The following is a 16,404-nucleotide window of genomic DNA, read 5'->3' as shown; positions in this document are numbered from 1 at the left end:
GCGACTACGATCCGTCGCCCGATGTCGGCGGCACCTGGTCGCCGCGTCCTCACCTCCGGGTCAGGGTGTGCCTGCAGATCGAGAGAGGCCGGATGCCGTCGGCTCCCGGCCATGACCACTCACGCGGCTGCTTCTGCGGTCGTCTCGGATCCGGGCATGTCCGGTGTGCTCGCTCCGGGCCGGAGAGCCGTGGGCAGGCGGGGCACCCATGCCAGGCCGATGAACGCCGCGGCCAGCGTCAGGCCGAACAGCGTGCCGAACATCAGGCGGGCATGGCCCAGGGCGAAGGCGGGAGTGCCCAGCGCGGCCAGACCGGCCACGGCCCGGGTGAAGGCCATCGTGACCCCTTGGGCGGTGGCCCGTAGCAGGGTCGGGAAGAGCTCCTGCGACCAGACCTTGTAGACGGACTCACCGGCGAAGGAGTTGCCGAGACCCGATATGAGCATGACGGCGACCAGGGTGACCTTGCCCGGTCCCAGCAGCGCGGGCAGCGCCCAGGCCAGGGCGATCAGCGCCGACCCGGCCGCGAACCACAGGTGCCGGGCCGGCTTGTCGACCACCCGCATGAACAACAGGCCGGCGACGAAGCCGAGCGGCAGTCCGATCAGGGTCAGCCGGGAGTACTGCGCGACCTCTCCGTCGGCCAGAGCGGTCCACAGGAAGGTGCCGAACTGGCCGAGGGTGTTCGCGCCGAGGTTCCAGGTGGCGTAGTACAGGCCCGTCGCGAGCAGGGCGTACACCGTCGGCGTCCGGAAGAGATCGCGGACGCGGCTGAACTCGACGGTCTCGCTGCGGGCGGTCGTGTGCGTGTCGGCGGCCCGGCGCGCGGCTGTCCACTCGGCCGACTCGCCGAGGGTGAGGCGCAGCAGCAGTACGGCGACCGCCACGACCAGCAGATGGGCGAACAGGATCCGGCCCCCGAGCATGCCCTGAACTCCCATGAAGGAGCTCAGGCCCAGCACGGCCACGATGCCGGCGAGCCAGAGCATGCCGGAGAGGACCACCATGGTGCCCTTCTTTCCGGGCGGTGCCTCCTCGTTGACGAGGGCGAGCGAGACGGGCAGATCCGCGCCAATGGCCAGACCGGTGGCCACGACACCGGCGTAGAGCAGGGCGGGTCCCGCCGCCACGAGGAGCAGCAGGACGCCGGCCGCGTAGATCACGAGCGAGCTGGTGAAGATCATCCGGCGGCCGAAGCGGTCGCCCAGCCGGCCGCCGAACAGCGCACCGGCCGCGAATGCCAGGGTCTGCAGTCCCAGCAGGGAACCGATGGTCCCGGTACCGAGCTGGAGCGGAGAGGCGTAGTAACCGCCGATCGCCATGCCCGACGTCACCAGAGCCCCGGCGTCCAGATACGAGGCCATGCCGGCCAGGACCGCGGTCTTCCAGGGGCTTCGCGGTGTGTCCTTGATGCCGGACATTCGTCCTCCTCGTCGAGCATCGGCGCTGGGGGTGGGGAGGGTTGACGGGCCTGGCTGCGACGGACGTCCGACCGGCTGTGATCAGGGCGGCGACGACCTACTCGTTTCACTTACGCGTGCCAGTTGAGTGATCTGGCGGGTAAGCTAACCGCGGCCGTGGGCTTTGACAAGAGGTGCGACTGAGGGCAGTGGGGGCCGGGGTGTCCGAGGGCAGGCGGGTGACCAGCGCGGATGTGGCGCGGGAGGCCGGTGTCTCGCGAGCCACGGTGAGTTATGTCCTCAATGGTGTGACACATCAGAAGATTGCCGAGGCCACGCGGCAGCGGGTGTGGGACGCGGCCGGCCGGCTCGGTTACGCGCCCTCGGCCGCGGCGCGGGCCCTGCGCACGGGGCGCTCGGAGATCGTCCTCGGTCTGTTGCCCGACTGGCCCATCGAGCATGTCCTCGGGCGGCTCATCCAGCAGTTGACCAACGCCTTCGCCGAGCACGGACTGACCTTCGTGGTGCACTCGTCGGCTCATCCCGCTCGCCCCCTGCGGGACATCTGGAAGGCCATGACGCCGGCGGCGGTGCTGGCCCTGCAGGAGTTCGCCGAACCGGAGGCCGAGGCGATGCGGGCGGCCGGCATCGAAGTGGTCATGGGGATGCACGGGTCGCTGGGGGGTGAGCCCGGACCCTCTCTGGTGTCCGAACAGCCGATCGGCGCGCTGCAGGCTCGGCATCTCGCGGCACCCCACCGCCGGCTCGGCTACGCCTACCCCGACCTGCCGGGACTCGACGTCCTGGCCCAGCCCCGACTGGACGGTGTCCGCAAGGTCTGCGCCGAATGGGACCTCCCGGAGCCGGACGTCCGGACGGTACCCCTCGATGCGCCCGGCGCCGCCGAAGTGGTGAAGGCGTGGCTCGCCGCCGACCCTCCGGTGACGGGAATCTGTGCGTTCAACGACAATGTCGCCCTGGCCGTGCTGGCAGGCATGACCCACCTGGGACTGCGTGCTCCGCAGGACCTGGCCGTGATCGGCGTCGACGACATCCCTGGCGCTTCGCTGGCGCATCCACCGCTCACCACGGTCGTGCGCGACACCGACGCCATCGCACGGGGCCTCGCTCGCCGGGTCGTCGACACGCTCGGGGGAAAGGAGATCCCCACCGAGCCCCTCCGCGACGAGCTCCTGATCCGAGTCCGCGAATCCGCCTGAGCGATACGGGGGCCTTCGGGGATGGCTGGGGCTGACTCGATCCGCGCCGAAGCAACGTCAGTTCGCGCAACTGGGAGCTCTGCCCGTGGTGAGGTTTGCTGCCGGGTCCGCTCCGAAGAGGGCCGGTGGCCATGACTCCTGGCCGGAAGAAGCTGAGCACGGCGTCGCAGAGGAGGTGCCCGACCTGCGGCGCAACGGGGCTGCCTGTCGCCGGCCTGGGTGATACGAGCGCTTGCCTGTTCGGCGAACGGCCAGCACGTCGTCGCATGGCACGCCACCCTTCTGAGCCGTACCGCGACTGCACGAAGAACGTCTCGAGCATCCTGCCCTGGGCCGAAGCAGCGCGGTTACTCTGACGAGGAATCGCGCCGAATCGGATTTCCGACCGAACGGCCGTGGGCCCGAATCGTCCCGGCCGACGGCTGGAGCGCTTCGTCGGCCTCCTGCCACGACCGGTGCGGATCCGCACGGCAGGGCGGTGGCTCAGCCTGTCGGCCGTTCGGCACGCCTCGCCATTCTTCGTGGGCTGCCAACTCCGCGGACATCACCATAGGCCTCGCACCGGAGCCCGTAGCGCTTGATCCCCTCCATGACGCGGTGGCACACGACCGGAGGCTGCTCCTCCCGACAGCGCCGGCAGCCGGGGGGCCGGCCGACTCGTCAAGCGGTTGCTTCCACCTCCGTGCGCTGCTGACGGCGGCGACGCTGCAGGACCGGGTCCGGGACGGGCGCGGCCGCCACCAGTCGCCGGGTGTACTCGTGCTGCGGCTTGTCGCAGACGTCGGCGCTCGCTCCCTCCTCGACGATGCGTCCGTGCTGCAACACCAGCGTCCGTGCCGCGAACTGCTTGACGACGGCGAGGTCGTGGGTGATGAACAGGTACGCGCAGCCGAGGGTGGCCTGGAGCTCGGCCAGGAGATCCAGGGCGGCGGCCTGGGTGGTGACGTCGAGGGCGCTGGTCGGCTCGTCGCAGATGATGATCCTGGGCTCCCGGGCCACCGCTCTGGCTATGGCGATGCGCTGGCGCTGGCCTCCACTGAACTGGGCCGGGTAGCGGTCGCCCGCGTCCTCGGGCAGGCCGACGCGGCGCAGCAGACCGGCGATGTGCGTGCGGACCTCGCGAGGTGAGCGTGCAGAGCCGGCGAGCAGGGGCTCGGCCAGTGTCCGGCCCACGGGCAGCGCTGGGTTCAGCGATCCGTAGGGGTTCTGGAAGATCGCCTGGAGATCGGTGGACAGGGCTCGGCGGGCACGGCCGGTGAGACGGGTGATGTCCCGCCCGCCGAGCAGCACGCGCCCGGCGCTGACCGGGGTCAGTCCCAGCACGGCCCTGCCGATGGTGGTCTTCCCCGAGCCGGACTCGCCCACCAGCGCCACCGTCTCGGCCCGGCCGACCTCGAACGACACGTTCTCGATGACCGTGGTCGGGGGCTTGCGGAAGCCATGGGACGGGTAGCGAACCGCAAGCCCGTCGATCTGAAGTACGGGAGTTCCGGTCACGCGATCCTGCCCTCGGTCCGAGCGATGTTGGGGGTGCTTTCGATGAGTTTCCTGGTGTACGGGTGCTCGGGCCGGTAGAAGATGTCCTCGACCGAGCCCTCCTCCACGATCCGGCCCTTCTCCATCACGATCGCGCGATCACAGCTGTCGGCCACCACTCCGAGGTCGTGTGTGATCAGGACGATCGCCATGCCGCGTTCGTCGCGCAGAGTCCTGAGCAGGTCCAGGACGCCCGCCTGCACCGTGACGTCCAGGGCCGTGGTGGGCTCGTCGGCGATCAGCACCTTCGGAGACCCGGCCAGCGCCATGGCGATGGCGACCCGCTGGAGCATTCCGCCGGACAGCTCATGCGGGTGCCGACGTGCGACGTCGTCCGGATCGCGCAGGTGGACACTGGTCAGCAGTTCGCGGATCCGCTGCTGCACAGCCGCCTTCCCGCCCGACACCGTGCCGGTGCGGCGGATGACCTCGCCCAACTGGGAGCCGACGGTGAAGTAGGGGTCGAGCGCCACCATGGGTTCCTGTGACACCAGGGCGATCTCGCTGCCACGGATGCGCTGGAGTTCCCGCTCCGGCAGACCGGTGATCCGGGCCCCGGCCAGCCAGGCCGAGCCGCTGGTCACCGTGCCGCCCGGGGCGAGCAGCCCGAGCAGCGACAGGCCCGTCACGGTCTTACCGCTTCCGGATTCGCCCACGAGACCGAAGATCTCGCCGGCGTTCACCGTGAAGCTGATGGAGTCGACGACGGTGCGCGGGCCCTGCGCGGTGGCGAAGGCGATGGAGTAGTCGCGGACGGCGAGCACACCTTCGTCCGGCGGTGTGTCCGACACCTCGGCGGTGTGCCTGGCGATCGTCACGGGCACCGGCCGCCGCGACCGGCCGCCGCCCGTCCCCCGCTTCCGGTCCTGGTCGAGGTCGCGCAGTCCGTCGCCGAGCAGGCCGAAGGCGACGGACATCAGGCCGATGAGGCCGCCGGAGACGAACAGCAGGTACGGGGTCTGCTGCATGACCTGCGAGGCCTCTCCGACCATGCCGCCCCAGCTGGGAGCGGGCGGAGGCGTGGCCAGGCCGAGGAACCCGAGGCCGGTCTGCACCATGAGGGCGATGCCCGAGAAGAGGCACACCTGGACCAGCAGCAATCCCACCAGGCCGGGGAAGATATGCCGTGCCATGATCCGTGCGGAGCTGAGCCCGGAGACTTTGGCGGCGTCCACGAAGAGTTCCTCCCGCAGCGCGATGCACGAGCTGCGGATGACCCGTGCGAGGCCGGCGGAGGAGAGGACTCCGAGCGTGATCATGGCGGCGACGTTGCTCTGACTGAAGATCGCCAGGACGGCCAGCATGAGGATGACCACGGGGACGGAGAGCATGACGTCCATCAGGGCCACGATGACCCGGTCGGTCCAGCCACGCAGATAGCCGGCCAGGACGCCGAGGCACATCCCGAGGAACATGTAGACGATCACGGCGATCGCCACCCCCAGCAGGGCCGGCCTGCCGCCGTAGAGCAACCGGCTCAGCACGTCACGGCCGAGGTCGTCGGTGCCCAGCGGGTGGCCGGCCGACGGTCCGCCGCGCGCGTGGAGCAGGTCCTGGGCCAGTGGCGGGTGCGGTGCCAGGAGCGGGGCGAGGATCACGGCGACGGTGACCGTCAGGACCACGACGAGTGCCGCCGCGGTGAGAGGTCGGCGCCAGATCCCGGCGAAGGGTCCGGCCCACTTCCGTGACGGCCCGTTCAGGGGCGGATCTGCAGCGGTCATGCCACACGCACCTTCGGGTTCAGGAGGCTGTAGAGAACGTCGACGAGAAGGTTGATCGCGATCACCAGCACCGTGAACGTGATGGCGACGCCCTGCACGACCGGCAGATCGTGCTGGTTGGTCGCGTCCACGACCGTCGTGCCCAGCCCGGGCAGGGTGAAGACGTTCTCGACGAGAATCGTGCCGGGGATGTACGCGATCATGGTGAGGCCGATCGCGGTGGCCACCGGCAGCCCGCAACTGCGCAGCGCGTGCTTCCAGACGATGGACGCGGGCCGGAGGCCGGAGGCGCGCAGCGTTCTGATGTGGTCGAGCGCCAGCGTGGACAGCATCGCGTCGCGGGTGATCTTGGAGATCAGGGCGACACCGCCGATCGAGAGGGCGATCACGGGCAGTACGAGTCCGGCCGCCCACTGCCCCGGTGACTGGGCGAACGGGGTGTACCCGGTGGCCGGGAAGACGGCGAACTTGACCGCGAACAGGGATACGAGCATCAGCGCGAGCCAGAAGTTGGGCAGGGCGCTGCCCAGCAGGGACACCACGTCGATCAGGCGGCGGGCGAACCGGCCCCGCGTCGCGCTGTACACCCCGAGCAGGACGCCCACCAGGGTCGAGACCACGGTCGCCCCGATCACCAGCGTCAGTGTGACCGGCAGGCGTTGCCCGATCGTCCCCGTCACTGACTCGCCGCTGAACAGCGAGCTGCCGAAGTCACCGTGCAGGACGTCGCGCAGGTACAGCCAGTACTGCTCGGCGAACGGCTTGTCCAGGTGGAGCGCCGACCTCAGCGCCTCGTACTGCTCCTTCGTGGCGTTGACGCCCAGGACCGTTCGTGCCGGGTCACCCGGCACGAACGACTCCAGGAGGGAGGTGATCGCCGAGACCACCACCAGGAGCGGGAGGGACAGCGCCAGCCTGCGGAGAATGATGGGAAGCATCTGTCCTCGTCAGCGAGAGGTCCAAGTGACGTTCGAGGTCAACTGGGCGGTGCCCACCCCGAACTTCACTCCGCGCAGCTTGTTGTTGTACATCGCGATCGTGTCGGTCGCGGACACCGGCAGCGCGAGTGCCTTGCGCACGATCACATCGGTGAGCTCCTTGGCCGCCGCGCCACTGGACTGGGGGTCCGACTTGGCGAGCCGGGTGAACGCGGCATCCACGTCGTTGTCGCCCACGCCGAAGACGTTCATGATGCCCGTCTTGGTGAACCCCGACTGCTGCGCGTAGAAGTTCTCACCACCACCCTGGCCGGGCGAGAGCACGGTCGCCGCGTACTTCTTCGACAGCAGGTCGTTGATCCAGCCGCCGAAGTTGGCGGCGGCCTTCAGCTTCAGGGTCACGCCCACCTTGGCGAGCTGGTCCTGCACCGCCTGGAGCATCTTGGTCGTCAATGGGTCGAACGATCCGTAGTTCACCGGGATGGTGAGCTTCTCGTATCCCGCGGCCTTCAGCAGTTGTTCGGCCTTGGCGGGGTCGTACGCGTACGTCTTCTCGGCGTCGGGGCTGTAGCCGTCGTAGCCGGGCATCGCCGGCTGGGAGAGCGGCTTGCCGTAGTCGCCGTAGACGGCCTTGGTGATCGCGGCCCGGTCGATGGCCAGGTTCAGGGCCTGGCGGACACGCACATCGCGCAGTCCCTTGACGACGGTGCCCTCGCGATCCAGGAGATACAGGCCTGCCCACGTGGTGGGGGTCTGGATGGTGGTCAGCGACTTGTCGCCGGTGACGGTCGGCGCCACGTCCGGGGTGCCGTACATGAGGTCGATCTGCCCGGACTTCAGGGCCTGGGCCTGCGAGTTGACGTTGGGCATCACGCGGACGGTGATCTTCTTGAAGTGGATGGCGGCCTGGTCGTAGAAGTTCTTGTTCGGCAGGTAGACGTAGTGGTCGCCGGAGACCGACTGCTGGGGGCTGAGGACGTACGGCCCGGCGCCGAAGGTCGTGGAGGCCAGCTTCTTCGGGTCCTTCAGTCCCGCCGGGCTGATGATCGCGCCGCCCATGAACTCAGGGGAGAACAGCGCGCCCATGTCGGGGTTGGGCGTTGGGCTGCTGACCACCACGGTGGAACTGTCCGGAGCGGCGAAGGTCAGGGGACGGTAGTAGGCCCCGCCGGGTCCGCTGCCCTTCTGGAAGTAGGTGAGGGAGTCGATGACGTCCTTGGCGGTGACCGGCGTGCCGTCGGCGAACTTCGCCCCCTTGCGCAGGCTGAGCTGGAACTTGGTGTTCCCGCTGCCCACATAACCCCACTTGTCGGCCAGCCCGGCCCCAAGGGTGCCGTCGGCCTTGCGGCTCAGCAGTGACGCATAGGCCGGGTCCATGTAGTTCAGGAAGGGCCCGACGGCGACCTGCGCGGGGTCCAGGCTGTTGGGCGCCGAGTTCAGAGCGATCGTCAGGTTCGCGGAGCCGGAACCACCGCTGCCTCCGGTGTTGCCGGCGCCGGCGCTGCAGGCGGCGAGCGCGAGTGTGGTCACGACGCCGATCGAGGCTTGGAGGACGGTTCTTCTCTTCATCGAGATCTCCGTTGGTCAAGGAGGGCGGGAAGGGCGGGGAGGACGGGGAGGACGGGAAGGGGCGGGTGACTCGGTCGGCGGCGGATTCGGCGCGGTGCGGCCTGGTCGGCCGGTGCGCATGCGGGGAGTTCCGGCAGTTCCGCCGTGTCGGGGCGGCGGCTGACCGATTCATGGGCGGTACGAGCCGCCCCTGGACCACTCCGCCCCGAGTCGGGCGAAGGACGTTCGTGGCCTGCTAGTGGCTTACACGTTTAAGTGTGATGGCCGGTAAATTAACCGTGTCGGCCGCGTTGCGCAAGGGGTCCGCGAGAGGTCGTGCCGGCGGACCCGGTCAGGCGGACACCCGGACCTGCACCCTGAGCAGGTCCTGGACGGGATCAGCGGGGACCTGCTCGCCGTCGAGGGCGTCGACGATGCGGCGGGCCAGCCTTCGTGCGACGGTGTCGGTGTCACGTACGACCGTGGTCAACGGCGGTTGTGCCAGTGCCGCGCCCGGAATGTCGTCGACGCCGATCACGGACAGGTTCTGCGGGGCCCGCAGCCCGAGATACCGCAGGGCGAGCAGCACGGACAGGGCGACCTCGTCATTGAACGCGCAGATCCCCGTCACCGGCGGATCGGCGCCCAGCCATGCCCGCACCGCTTCCACGGCACCGTCCGGCTCCAAGGGGACAGCGCGCACATCCGGCTCCGGAATGCCGAGTTCGGCACACACCTTGCGCACGCCGTCCAGCCGCGACCGGGCCAGGTTGCCGAGCCTGCCCAGATCAGGGCAGGCGTAGCCGAGCCGGTGGTGAGAGGCGACCAGGTGCCTGGCCTGCGCCGCGCCGATCGGTTCCTCCGCCATCAGAGCAGGCCGGTGCGGGTGCCGTGCCGAGCCGTGCACCGCCGCGACGACCTGGACTCCCGCCGCCCGCATGGCGCCGGCCTCGGCCTCGGGGAACTCGCCCAGCGCCAGAACGGCCGCGGGTGTCACGGTCTTCCAGATCTCCCGCAGGGGCCGGGTGGAGTGCGCCGAGGAGTGGACGAGAAACGTCAGCCCGTGTTCGGCGAAGGCGTTGGTCAGCTGCTGGACGAGCCGCCCGAGGACATGTCCGATCGGCCAGTCCGGCAACAGCCCGAGCACGATGTTCGAGCGTCCCGTGCGCAATGAACGCGCCGCGGCGGAGGGGGCGTAGCCGAGCCGGTCCGCCGCGGCCCACACCCGCCCCCGCGTCACCTCGGGGATCTTCTGATGCGGGGTGGCGTTGAGGACGTAGCTCACCGTCGCCCGGGAGACCCCGGCCTCCCTCGCGACATCCGCACTGGTCACGCGTCTTCGGCCGGATCCGCCTGCCATGGGTCCCCCCTTCCGCAGACCTCTTGTCAAAGCCCGCGACTGCGGATAGCTTGCCCGCTCAGAATACCTACACGTTTAAGTGATGCGAACGAGCAACGTGGTTCCGGCTCAACGTGGCTCTGACTCAATGTGGTTCCGGCTCAACATGGCTCCGGCTCCGGGGGCGGGCCCGCCTGGTCAACGACCCCACCGCCGCGGTGCTGATCGCGGCGGTGCGCCGCAGTCGTACGCCGGCCTCTTAACTTCCCCCGCACCCGACCCGACCCGAAAGGCAGTCGCGTGATCCGCCATCACGACTTCCCCCACAACGGCCTGACGCTGCGCTCCACGCTGCACATCCCCGAGGGGCCCGCCCAAACCCGTTGGCCCACCGCGGTGTTCGTCCACGGCTTCACCTCCAACCGGCTCGAACTGCCCGACTTCGTCGCGATGTCCCGGCTGCTGGAGGCCAACGGCATCGCCTCGGTCCGCTTCGACCTCTCGGGCCACGGCGAGAGCGACGGCGACTTCTTCGACGTGACCATCAGCGGCGAGATCGCCGAGACCCGGGCGATCCTCGAAGCGACCCGCGCCCTCGACTTCGTCGCCCCCGAGCGCATCGGCCTGGTCGGTATGAGCATGGGAGGTGTGGTCGCCGGCATCGTCGCCGCCGAGACACCGGACATCCGCGCGCTGTGCCTGTGGTCCCCGGCCGCGGTCGCCCCGTTCGAGATCGGCAGGGGCTACCTGAAGGGGCGCAGTCTCGCGGCGGAGATCGAGGAGAAGGGCTACTTCGATGCCGATGGACACCGGATGAGTTCCGCGCTCGTCGACGACATCGCCGGACTCGACGTCTACGGACGGTCCGGCGCCTACACCGGCCCGGTCCACATCCTGCACGGCGACAAGGACGACATCGCTCCCCTCGAGTACGCGCGCCGCTATCTGGACCACTACGACGGCAATGCGGAGCTCCAGATCGTGGAAGGCGCGGACCACGGGTGGGGGTCCGTCCCGCACCGCTCCACCCTGCACCGGTCCACGCTGCGATTCCTGCGGAAGCACCTCCAGTCATGACCACGTCACCCTTCGAGCCGCCCCGGACGACGGACGCCGCCACAACGGACGCGAGCACGACGGACACGAGCACGAGGGTCACCGGCCTGTGCACCGCGGACGACTCCGGTCTCGTGGCCACCCCGCATCCCGCACCCCGCCTGTCCTGGTCGCTGACCAGCGACCGGCCGGGCGTCCTGCAGCACGCCTACGAGATCCAGGTGGCCGCCGACCGGTCCTTCAGCGACGCGACCTCCAGCGGGGAGATCGCGGCCGACGTGGTGACCGACCACCCCTGGCCTGCCGCACCGCTGCGCAGCCGGGCGGTACGGCACTGGCGCGTCCGTGTCCGCACCGACCTCGGGTGGACGCAATGGAGCGAACCGGCCCGTCTGGAAGCCGCGTTGCTCCACGACACGGACTGGACGGCCCGCCCCGTCCACGTCCCCAGTGACCGGGGCCGCACCTCCCCCGGCCCCGTGCCGTTGCTCCGCCGGGAGTTCGATCTCCCGGCGGAGCCGGCATCCGCGCGGCTCTACGTGACCGCGCTGGGCGTCCACCGCACCGCGGTCAACGGCCGCCTCGTCGCCGACGACCTGCTCGAACCGGGCTGGACCAGCTACCCCAACCGGCTCCTGTACGCCACGTACGACGTCACCGGCCTCCTCGCACCCGGCCGGAACGTGCTGTCCGCCACGGTCGGCGACGGCTGGTACCGGGGCCATCTCACCTGGCACAAGAACCGCGACGTCTACGGCGACACCTCCACCCTGCTGGCACAGCTCGAAGTCACCCTGGCCGACGGCGACACGGTCACCGTCGGCACCGACGAGCGGTGGCGGGGCGGTTACGGCGACCTGCGGGCGGCGGACCTGTACGACGGCTGCGAACGCGACCTGCGCCGGGAACCGCACGGCTGGCGGCTACCGGGCTTCGACGACCGCGGCTGGGAACGGGCCGCCGCACTCCCGCTGCCCACCGGACTGATCCAGCGGGCCCACCCGCCCGTGCGCGTGGTGCGGGTCATCCAACCCGAGCGGCACAGCCTGCCCGACGGCACGATCAGCGTCGACGCGGGCGAGAACATCACCGGCTGGCTCCGGCTCCGCGCAGACGGACCGGCCGGGAGCACCATCACCGTCCGGCATGCGGAAGTCCTCGACGGTGACGGACGCCTGCTGACCAGCATCCTGCGCGGCGCACGCGCCACCGACCAGTACACCCTGGCCGGCGGCACGACCGAACTGGAGCCGGAGTTCACCTTCCACGGCTTCCGCCACGCCGAGATCGACGCCTCCCCCGGCGTCACGATCAGGCAGGTCGAGGTGGCAGTCGTAGCCAGCGACCTGCGCCGCATCGGCGAGTTCCACTGCTCCGACGAACGCGTCGACGCCCTGTACGCCAACGTGGTCCGCTCCCAGCGCGGCAACTTCCTCGCCGTGCCCACGGACTGCCCGCAGCGCGACGAACGGCTCGGCTGGACCGGTGACATCATGGCCTTCGCCCCCACCGCGTGCGCCACCTTCGACAGCCGGGCCTTCCTCGAAAGCTGGCTCACCGACCTCGCCGTCGAACAGCGCCCCGACGGCGCGGTCCCGATGGTGATCCCCGACGTGGACCTGGGCGAACTCCCGCCGAGCGAGCTGCCGTTCGCCGGCACCGCCGCGGGCTGGGGCGACGCCGCGACCGTAGTGCCCACCGCGCTCTTCGACGCCTACGGCCGACTCAGCCTCCTCGGCCGCCATTACCCGGCGATGCGTGCCTGGGTCGACTTCACCGCCGGCCGGCTGGACGACGACGGGACCTGGAGCGGCAACGCGCAACTCGGCGACTGGCTCGACCCGGCCGCCCCACCGCAGGACCCGGCACGCGCCACCACCGACTCCGCCTACGGCGCCACCGCCTTCGTCGCCCACAGCGCCCGCCTGCTCGCCGACGCGGCCCGCGAACTCGGCCACGTCGGCGACGCCGAACGGTATGCGGCCCTGCACCGACGTACCGCCGAGGCCGCCTGGCGCAAGTGGGGCGACCATGCCCGCACCACCCAGACCGGCTGCGCGCTCGCCCTCGCATTCCGTATCGCCCCGCCCGCCGAGCGCGCCGCGGTGGGCGAGGCCCTTGCCGCGCTGGTGCGCGCGGCCGGCGGGCGCATCGCCACCGGCTTCCTCGGTACGCCCTTCGTCCTGCCCGCCCTCACCGGAACAGGCCACACGGCCGAGGCGTACCAACTCCTGCTCAACACCGAGTGTCCGGGCTGGCTCTACCAGGTCGCGCGGGGCGCCACCACCATGTGGGAGCGGTGGGACGCCATCCTCCCCGACGGAACCATCGACATCGAGAAGGCCGGCACGATGCTGTCCTTCAATCACTATGCCTACGGCGCCGTCGCCGCCTGGCTCTACCAGTCCGTCGCCGGACTACGACCCGCCGCCCCCGGCTACCGCACCATCGAGATCGCCCCGCGCCCCGGCGGCGGCCTCACCTCCGCCGCCGCGTCCATCGCCACTCCCTACGGCCCGGCATCCGTCGCCTGGTCGATCAGCGGCACGACTCTGGCGGTGGATGTCTCGCTGCCGCCCGGCACGACCGGACGGTTCAGTCCGCCGGAGGGCTGGCCCTGCGCCGGCGAAACCGGCCGACTCGGATCCGGGGATCACCGGTGGCTCCTCCACTACGAGTCGTAGTCCCGTGCGAGCAAGGAGCGCGCGACGGTCCATGCCTTGCCGGCTCTTGTTCCGGGTGCCAGGACTGGTCGCCCGACGGTAGCTGCGCGAGGTGCGGGAGGCGCAACCTCATCCCGGGCGTGGAACGTTCCAGGCGGAGTTGGAAGAAGAGCGCCGCACCCACGGCCACACCGACCATGCCGCGTGCCCGCAGGGCCCGGAGACCTGAGACGCATCCGACCACCCCGTCGGCACGGAAGTGTCCGACAGGAAGGCATGTCCGACGGAAGGTAGGTCAGCCCGTGCGCAGCAGCCCGCTCGCCGGCCGGACGGTCGCCGTCACCGGAGCGGCCCGCGGTCTGGGCGCGGCAATGGCCCGAGAGATCGCGCACCGCGGCGCCCGGGTCGCCCTGCTCGGCCACGAGAAGGGCGCCCTGGACACGGTGGTCGCGTCCCTGCCGGGCCCGGCGCTGGCCATCGAGGTAGACGTGACGGACCCGGAGGCGCTGGCGGCTGCGGCTGCCGCCGTGCGGGCCGGTCTCGGCACGCCCTCGGCCGTGGTGGCGAACGCGGGCATCGCGGAAGGGGGCCCGTTCCTCGCCTCGGATCCGGTTGCCTGGAGTCGCGTCATCGACGTCAATCTCACCGGCAGCGCCCACACGGCTTGGGCGTTCCTGCCGGACCTCCTCGACTCGGCGGGCTATTTCCTCCAGGTCGCCTCGCTGGCATCGCTTGGCGCCGCTCCGCTGATAATCGCCTACTGCGCATCCAAGGCGGGGGTCGAAGCCTTCGCGCACGCCCTGCGGGCGGAGGTGGCGCAGCGGGGCGTCGCCGTGGGCATCGGCTATCCCAACTGGACCGACACCGACATGATCCGCGACGCCGACCGGTATGCGGTGCTGCTCGAACTGCGGGCCCACATGCCCCCGCCGGCCCGGCGCGTACACCCGGTGGAAAACGGTCGCGGCGCGCCTGGTGACGGGGCTGGAGCGGCGTCGTACGACCGTGTACGCGCCGGCCTGGCTGCGGCTGGCCCAACCGGTGCGCGCGGCTCTGCCGTCCGTGGTGCTGCGGGCGTCACGCCGGGCGCTGCCCCGGCTGGAGGCCGCGGAGCCCATCGAATACACCGGTCCCCTCGGTGTCGGTGGCCTCGCCGACCGCACGGCCCGCGCGCCCGCAAGAAGTGAGCAGGTGAGCCATGCAGACCTTCCTGCCCTACCCCGACTTCCGGGAGACGGCCCTGCTGCTGGACCGGCGACGGCTGGGCAAACAGCGGGTCGAGGCCCTGCAGGTGCTGCGCGGCCTGACCGTTCCCGGCTACGGCTGGCGCAGACACCCGGCCGTACGGATGTGGACGGGGTACGAGGAGGCAGTCGTACGGTACGGCCTGGAGATCTGCCGGGTCTGGCGCGCACAGGGACACCAGGACAGCTGTGCCGCCTCGCTCATCGCCGGCCTGGCCGCACACCGGCGCGGCACCGCGGTGCGCGAGCAGGCGCAACTGGCCGCCGCCGGCGAACTGCCGCCCTGGCTCGGAGACGAGGCCTTCCACGAAAGCCACCGCTCGGCACTCGTCCGCAAGGAACCCGAGGTGTACGCCGCTCTGTTTCCCGACACACCGGCTGATCTGCCCTATGTGTGGCCAACGTCGGACCGTGAGCCGCAGCGGGCGCCCGTCGGCCCGTGACCCACGACGCCGGGATCCTTGGGGGCTCGGTCGGCGAGCGCGGTGCAGAAGGTCATGTACCGCACGTTCCTCCGGGACATCTACGCGAACAAGGACCTCTCCGAGAAGGCGATCCGCTCCAGCGGCCTGGACTGGACGCTGGCCTATCCGACCTTGCTGGCCAAGGGCCCCGCCAAGGGCACCTACCGCACCGGCGGCCGACTCCCCATGAAGGGCAACCCGAAGATCAGCCGCGCGGACGTCGCCGACTTCCTGCACAAGGCGGCCCACAGCACCGAGTGGACCAAGCGCGACGCCGTCATCACGGACTGACCAGACCACGTCACCCCACACCGACCGCGACTTCTTGCCGGTGCTTCTGGCGGCGTGCATCGTGGCGGACGGGCACGGCATGACCGGTATCCCAGTCATCGGCGCCGCCCTCGAAGGACTTGGTGACACCGGCGATCGGTCGCGACCGCCGAGGTGGCGGCCACGATGAATGCGTGGGGCATGTGCGGGGCTTCCGCGCCCTGGAGCCGCTCCGCAAGGCGAACGGCCGTCCGCCCACCCCATAGTGGGGCGGTTGGCACCGGGTGGACGATACATGCGACAGGTACGCGATCGAGGCGGCGCATACGAGGTCGTCGGGGAACGATGTGTTCAGGTTCCGGGCCGTAGCCAGGGCTGCTGGAAGGCGTGACGCGCCTGGCCTGGCTGCCGCGAGGTCTGCCCGTCGAGCTGGCCGGCGGGAAGAGTACGGCACCCATGCGGTGCGGCGTGACCGCTCAGCCGAGGCGTCGGGAGGCCCGCTGAAGCAAGGCCCTCAGCAGGGCCGTCTCCTCCGCACCGAGAACGGACACGATGCTCTCCTGTTCCTGTTCGACCGCCGCAGTCCAGCGGGCCAGCGCCTCGTTGCCCCGCTCGGACGCGAAGACCAGCACGCGCCGCCGATCCTGCTCGTCGACCCGGCGCAGGACGAGGTTCAGGGAGACCATGCGGTCGACGACCTTGGTCAGTGTGGGCGCGGACAGCAGCGCGAACTCGGCGATGTCGGTCATGGCACGACCTTCGCCGTCGCCCAGGAACGACAGCACCCGCCACTCCTCGAGCGTGCCGCCCTCGGCCTTCAGCGCCTCACCGAGCCGTAGGACCACGCTGCGCTCGACGAGGGTGAGCGCTCGCGCGAGGTCGAGATCGGCTACGGCCGCCGGGGTGGTCGTGGTCATCGCCCTGCCAGAGTCGTCGTGATGTACGGATGGAGTGATCCCACGATACAGTCCTTTCCTTATCGCCGTGAAATATTCTCGTAGCAAG

Annotated in this window: 11 protein-coding genes and 2 pseudogenes; 6 read left to right on the top strand and 7 right to left on the bottom strand. The window is 70.4% G+C overall.

Features of this window, described 5'->3' with window-relative positions; all coding sequences use genetic code 11:
• Nucleotides 1–119 precede the first annotated feature (119 nt).
• Complete coding sequence (locus ABZT93_RS29265; RefSeq protein ID WP_356110350.1) at nucleotides 120–1,421, bottom strand: MFS transporter; 1,302 nt, start codon at nucleotides 1,419–1,421, stop codon at nucleotides 120–122.
• Nucleotides 1,422–1,708: 287 nt separating this feature from the next.
• On the opposite strand from ABZT93_RS29265, the gene ABZT93_RS29260 reads away from it, so the two are divergent.
• Nucleotides 1,709–2,620, top strand: coding sequence for a LacI family DNA-binding transcriptional regulator (locus ABZT93_RS29260; RefSeq protein WP_356110348.1), 912 nt, complete (start codon nucleotides 1,709–1,711; stop codon nucleotides 2,618–2,620).
• Nucleotides 2,621–3,280: 660 nt separating this feature from the next.
• Here the strand turns inward: ABZT93_RS29260 and ABZT93_RS29255 are convergent.
• From ABZT93_RS29255 to ABZT93_RS29235, 5 genes are all read right to left on the bottom strand, one after another.
• Nucleotides 3,281–4,117 carry an ATP-binding cassette domain-containing protein gene (locus ABZT93_RS29255; protein WP_356110346.1) on the bottom strand — a complete coding sequence of 279 codons (837 nt, stop codon included), beginning with the start codon at nucleotides 4,115–4,117 and terminating at the stop codon, nucleotides 3,281–3,283.
• Complete coding sequence (locus tag ABZT93_RS29250) at nucleotides 4,114–5,877, bottom strand: dipeptide/oligopeptide/nickel ABC transporter permease/ATP-binding protein (protein WP_356110343.1); 1,764 nt, start codon at nucleotides 5,875–5,877, stop codon at nucleotides 4,114–4,116. The genes ABZT93_RS29255 and ABZT93_RS29250 overlap by 4 nt, the downstream gene beginning before the upstream one ends.
• The gene (locus tag ABZT93_RS29245) at nucleotides 5,874–6,815 is read right to left on the bottom strand and encodes an ABC transporter permease (RefSeq protein ID WP_356110340.1); all 942 of its coding nucleotides are present in this window, start codon (nucleotides 6,813–6,815) and stop codon (nucleotides 5,874–5,876) included. The genes ABZT93_RS29250 and ABZT93_RS29245 overlap by 4 nt, the downstream gene beginning before the upstream one ends.
• A gap of 9 nt (nucleotides 6,816–6,824) precedes the next feature.
• Nucleotides 6,825–8,384, bottom strand: a complete 1,560-nt coding sequence (locus ABZT93_RS29240; protein ID WP_356110338.1) for an ABC transporter substrate-binding protein — start codon at nucleotides 8,382–8,384, stop codon at nucleotides 6,825–6,827.
• 331 nt (nucleotides 8,385–8,715) lie between these two features.
• Nucleotides 8,716–9,723, bottom strand: coding sequence for a LacI family DNA-binding transcriptional regulator (locus ABZT93_RS29235; protein ID WP_356110335.1), 1,008 nt, complete (start codon nucleotides 9,721–9,723; stop codon nucleotides 8,716–8,718).
• Nucleotides 9,724–10,002: 279 nt separating this feature from the next.
• On the opposite strand from ABZT93_RS29235, the gene ABZT93_RS29230 reads away from it, so the two are divergent.
• The 5 genes and pseudogenes from ABZT93_RS29230 to ABZT93_RS29210 all read left to right on the top strand — a co-directional run.
• Nucleotides 10,003–10,779, top strand: coding sequence for an alpha/beta hydrolase (locus ABZT93_RS29230; RefSeq protein ID WP_356110333.1), 777 nt, complete (start codon nucleotides 10,003–10,005; stop codon nucleotides 10,777–10,779).
• Nucleotides 10,776–13,442, top strand: a complete 2,667-nt coding sequence (locus tag ABZT93_RS29225; protein ID WP_356110330.1) for a family 78 glycoside hydrolase catalytic domain — start codon at nucleotides 10,776–10,778, stop codon at nucleotides 13,440–13,442. The genes ABZT93_RS29230 and ABZT93_RS29225 overlap by 4 nt, the downstream gene beginning before the upstream one ends.
• 281 nt (nucleotides 13,443–13,723) lie before the next feature.
• Nucleotides 13,724–14,588 (top strand): annotated as a pseudogene (locus tag ABZT93_RS29220) (SDR family oxidoreductase); the annotation flags it as partial.
• Between the two features lie 31 nt (nucleotides 14,589–14,619).
• The gene (locus tag ABZT93_RS29215; protein ID WP_356110328.1) at nucleotides 14,620–15,108 is read left to right on the top strand and encodes an MSMEG_6728 family protein; all 489 of its coding nucleotides are present in this window, start codon (nucleotides 14,620–14,622) and stop codon (nucleotides 15,106–15,108) included.
• Between the two features lie 27 nt (nucleotides 15,109–15,135).
• Nucleotides 15,136–15,420: pseudogene (locus ABZT93_RS29210) on the top strand (NAD(P)H-binding protein); the annotation flags it as partial.
• A 455-nt stretch (nucleotides 15,421–15,875) separates the two neighbouring features.
• Here ABZT93_RS29210 and ABZT93_RS29205 read toward each other — a convergent pair.
• Nucleotides 15,876–16,316 carry a MarR family transcriptional regulator gene (locus ABZT93_RS29205; RefSeq protein WP_356110326.1) on the bottom strand — a complete coding sequence of 147 codons (441 nt, stop codon included), beginning with the start codon at nucleotides 16,314–16,316 and terminating at the stop codon, nucleotides 15,876–15,878.
• Between the last annotated feature and the right edge of the window lie 88 nt (nucleotides 16,317–16,404).

Source organism: Streptomyces sp. NPDC005303 (genome assembly GCF_040607335.1).
In the GTDB taxonomy this organism is placed as follows: Bacteria; Actinomycetota; Actinomycetes; order Streptomycetales; family Streptomycetaceae; genus Streptomyces.
This window is presented reverse-complemented; position numbering and strand designations above follow the sequence as displayed.

Coding starts and splice junctions, on each gene's coding strand:
- ABZT93_RS29265 (WP_356110350.1), bottom strand. CDS start 1,421: ATGTCCGGCATCAAGGACACACCGCGAAGCCCCTGGAAGACCGCGGTC.
- ABZT93_RS29250 (WP_356110343.1), bottom strand. CDS start 5,877: ATGACCGCTGCAGATCCGCCCCTGAACGGGCCGTCACGGAAGTGGGCC.
- ABZT93_RS29245 (WP_356110340.1), bottom strand. CDS start 6,815: ATGCTTCCCATCATTCTCCGCAGGCTGGCGCTGTCCCTCCCGCTCCTG.
- ABZT93_RS29240 (WP_356110338.1), bottom strand. CDS start 8,384: ATGAAGAGAAGAACCGTCCTCCAAGCCTCGATCGGCGTCGTGACCACA.
- ABZT93_RS29235 (WP_356110335.1), bottom strand. CDS start 9,723: ATGGCAGGCGGATCCGGCCGAAGACGCGTGACCAGTGCGGATGTCGCG.
- ABZT93_RS29225 (WP_356110330.1), top strand. CDS start 10,776: ATGACCACGTCACCCTTCGAGCCGCCCCGGACGACGGACGCCGCCACA.
- ABZT93_RS29215 (WP_356110328.1), top strand. CDS start 14,620: ATGCAGACCTTCCTGCCCTACCCCGACTTCCGGGAGACGGCCCTGCTG.
- ABZT93_RS29205 (WP_356110326.1), bottom strand. CDS start 16,316: ATGACCACGACCACCCCGGCGGCCGTAGCCGATCTCGACCTCGCGCGA.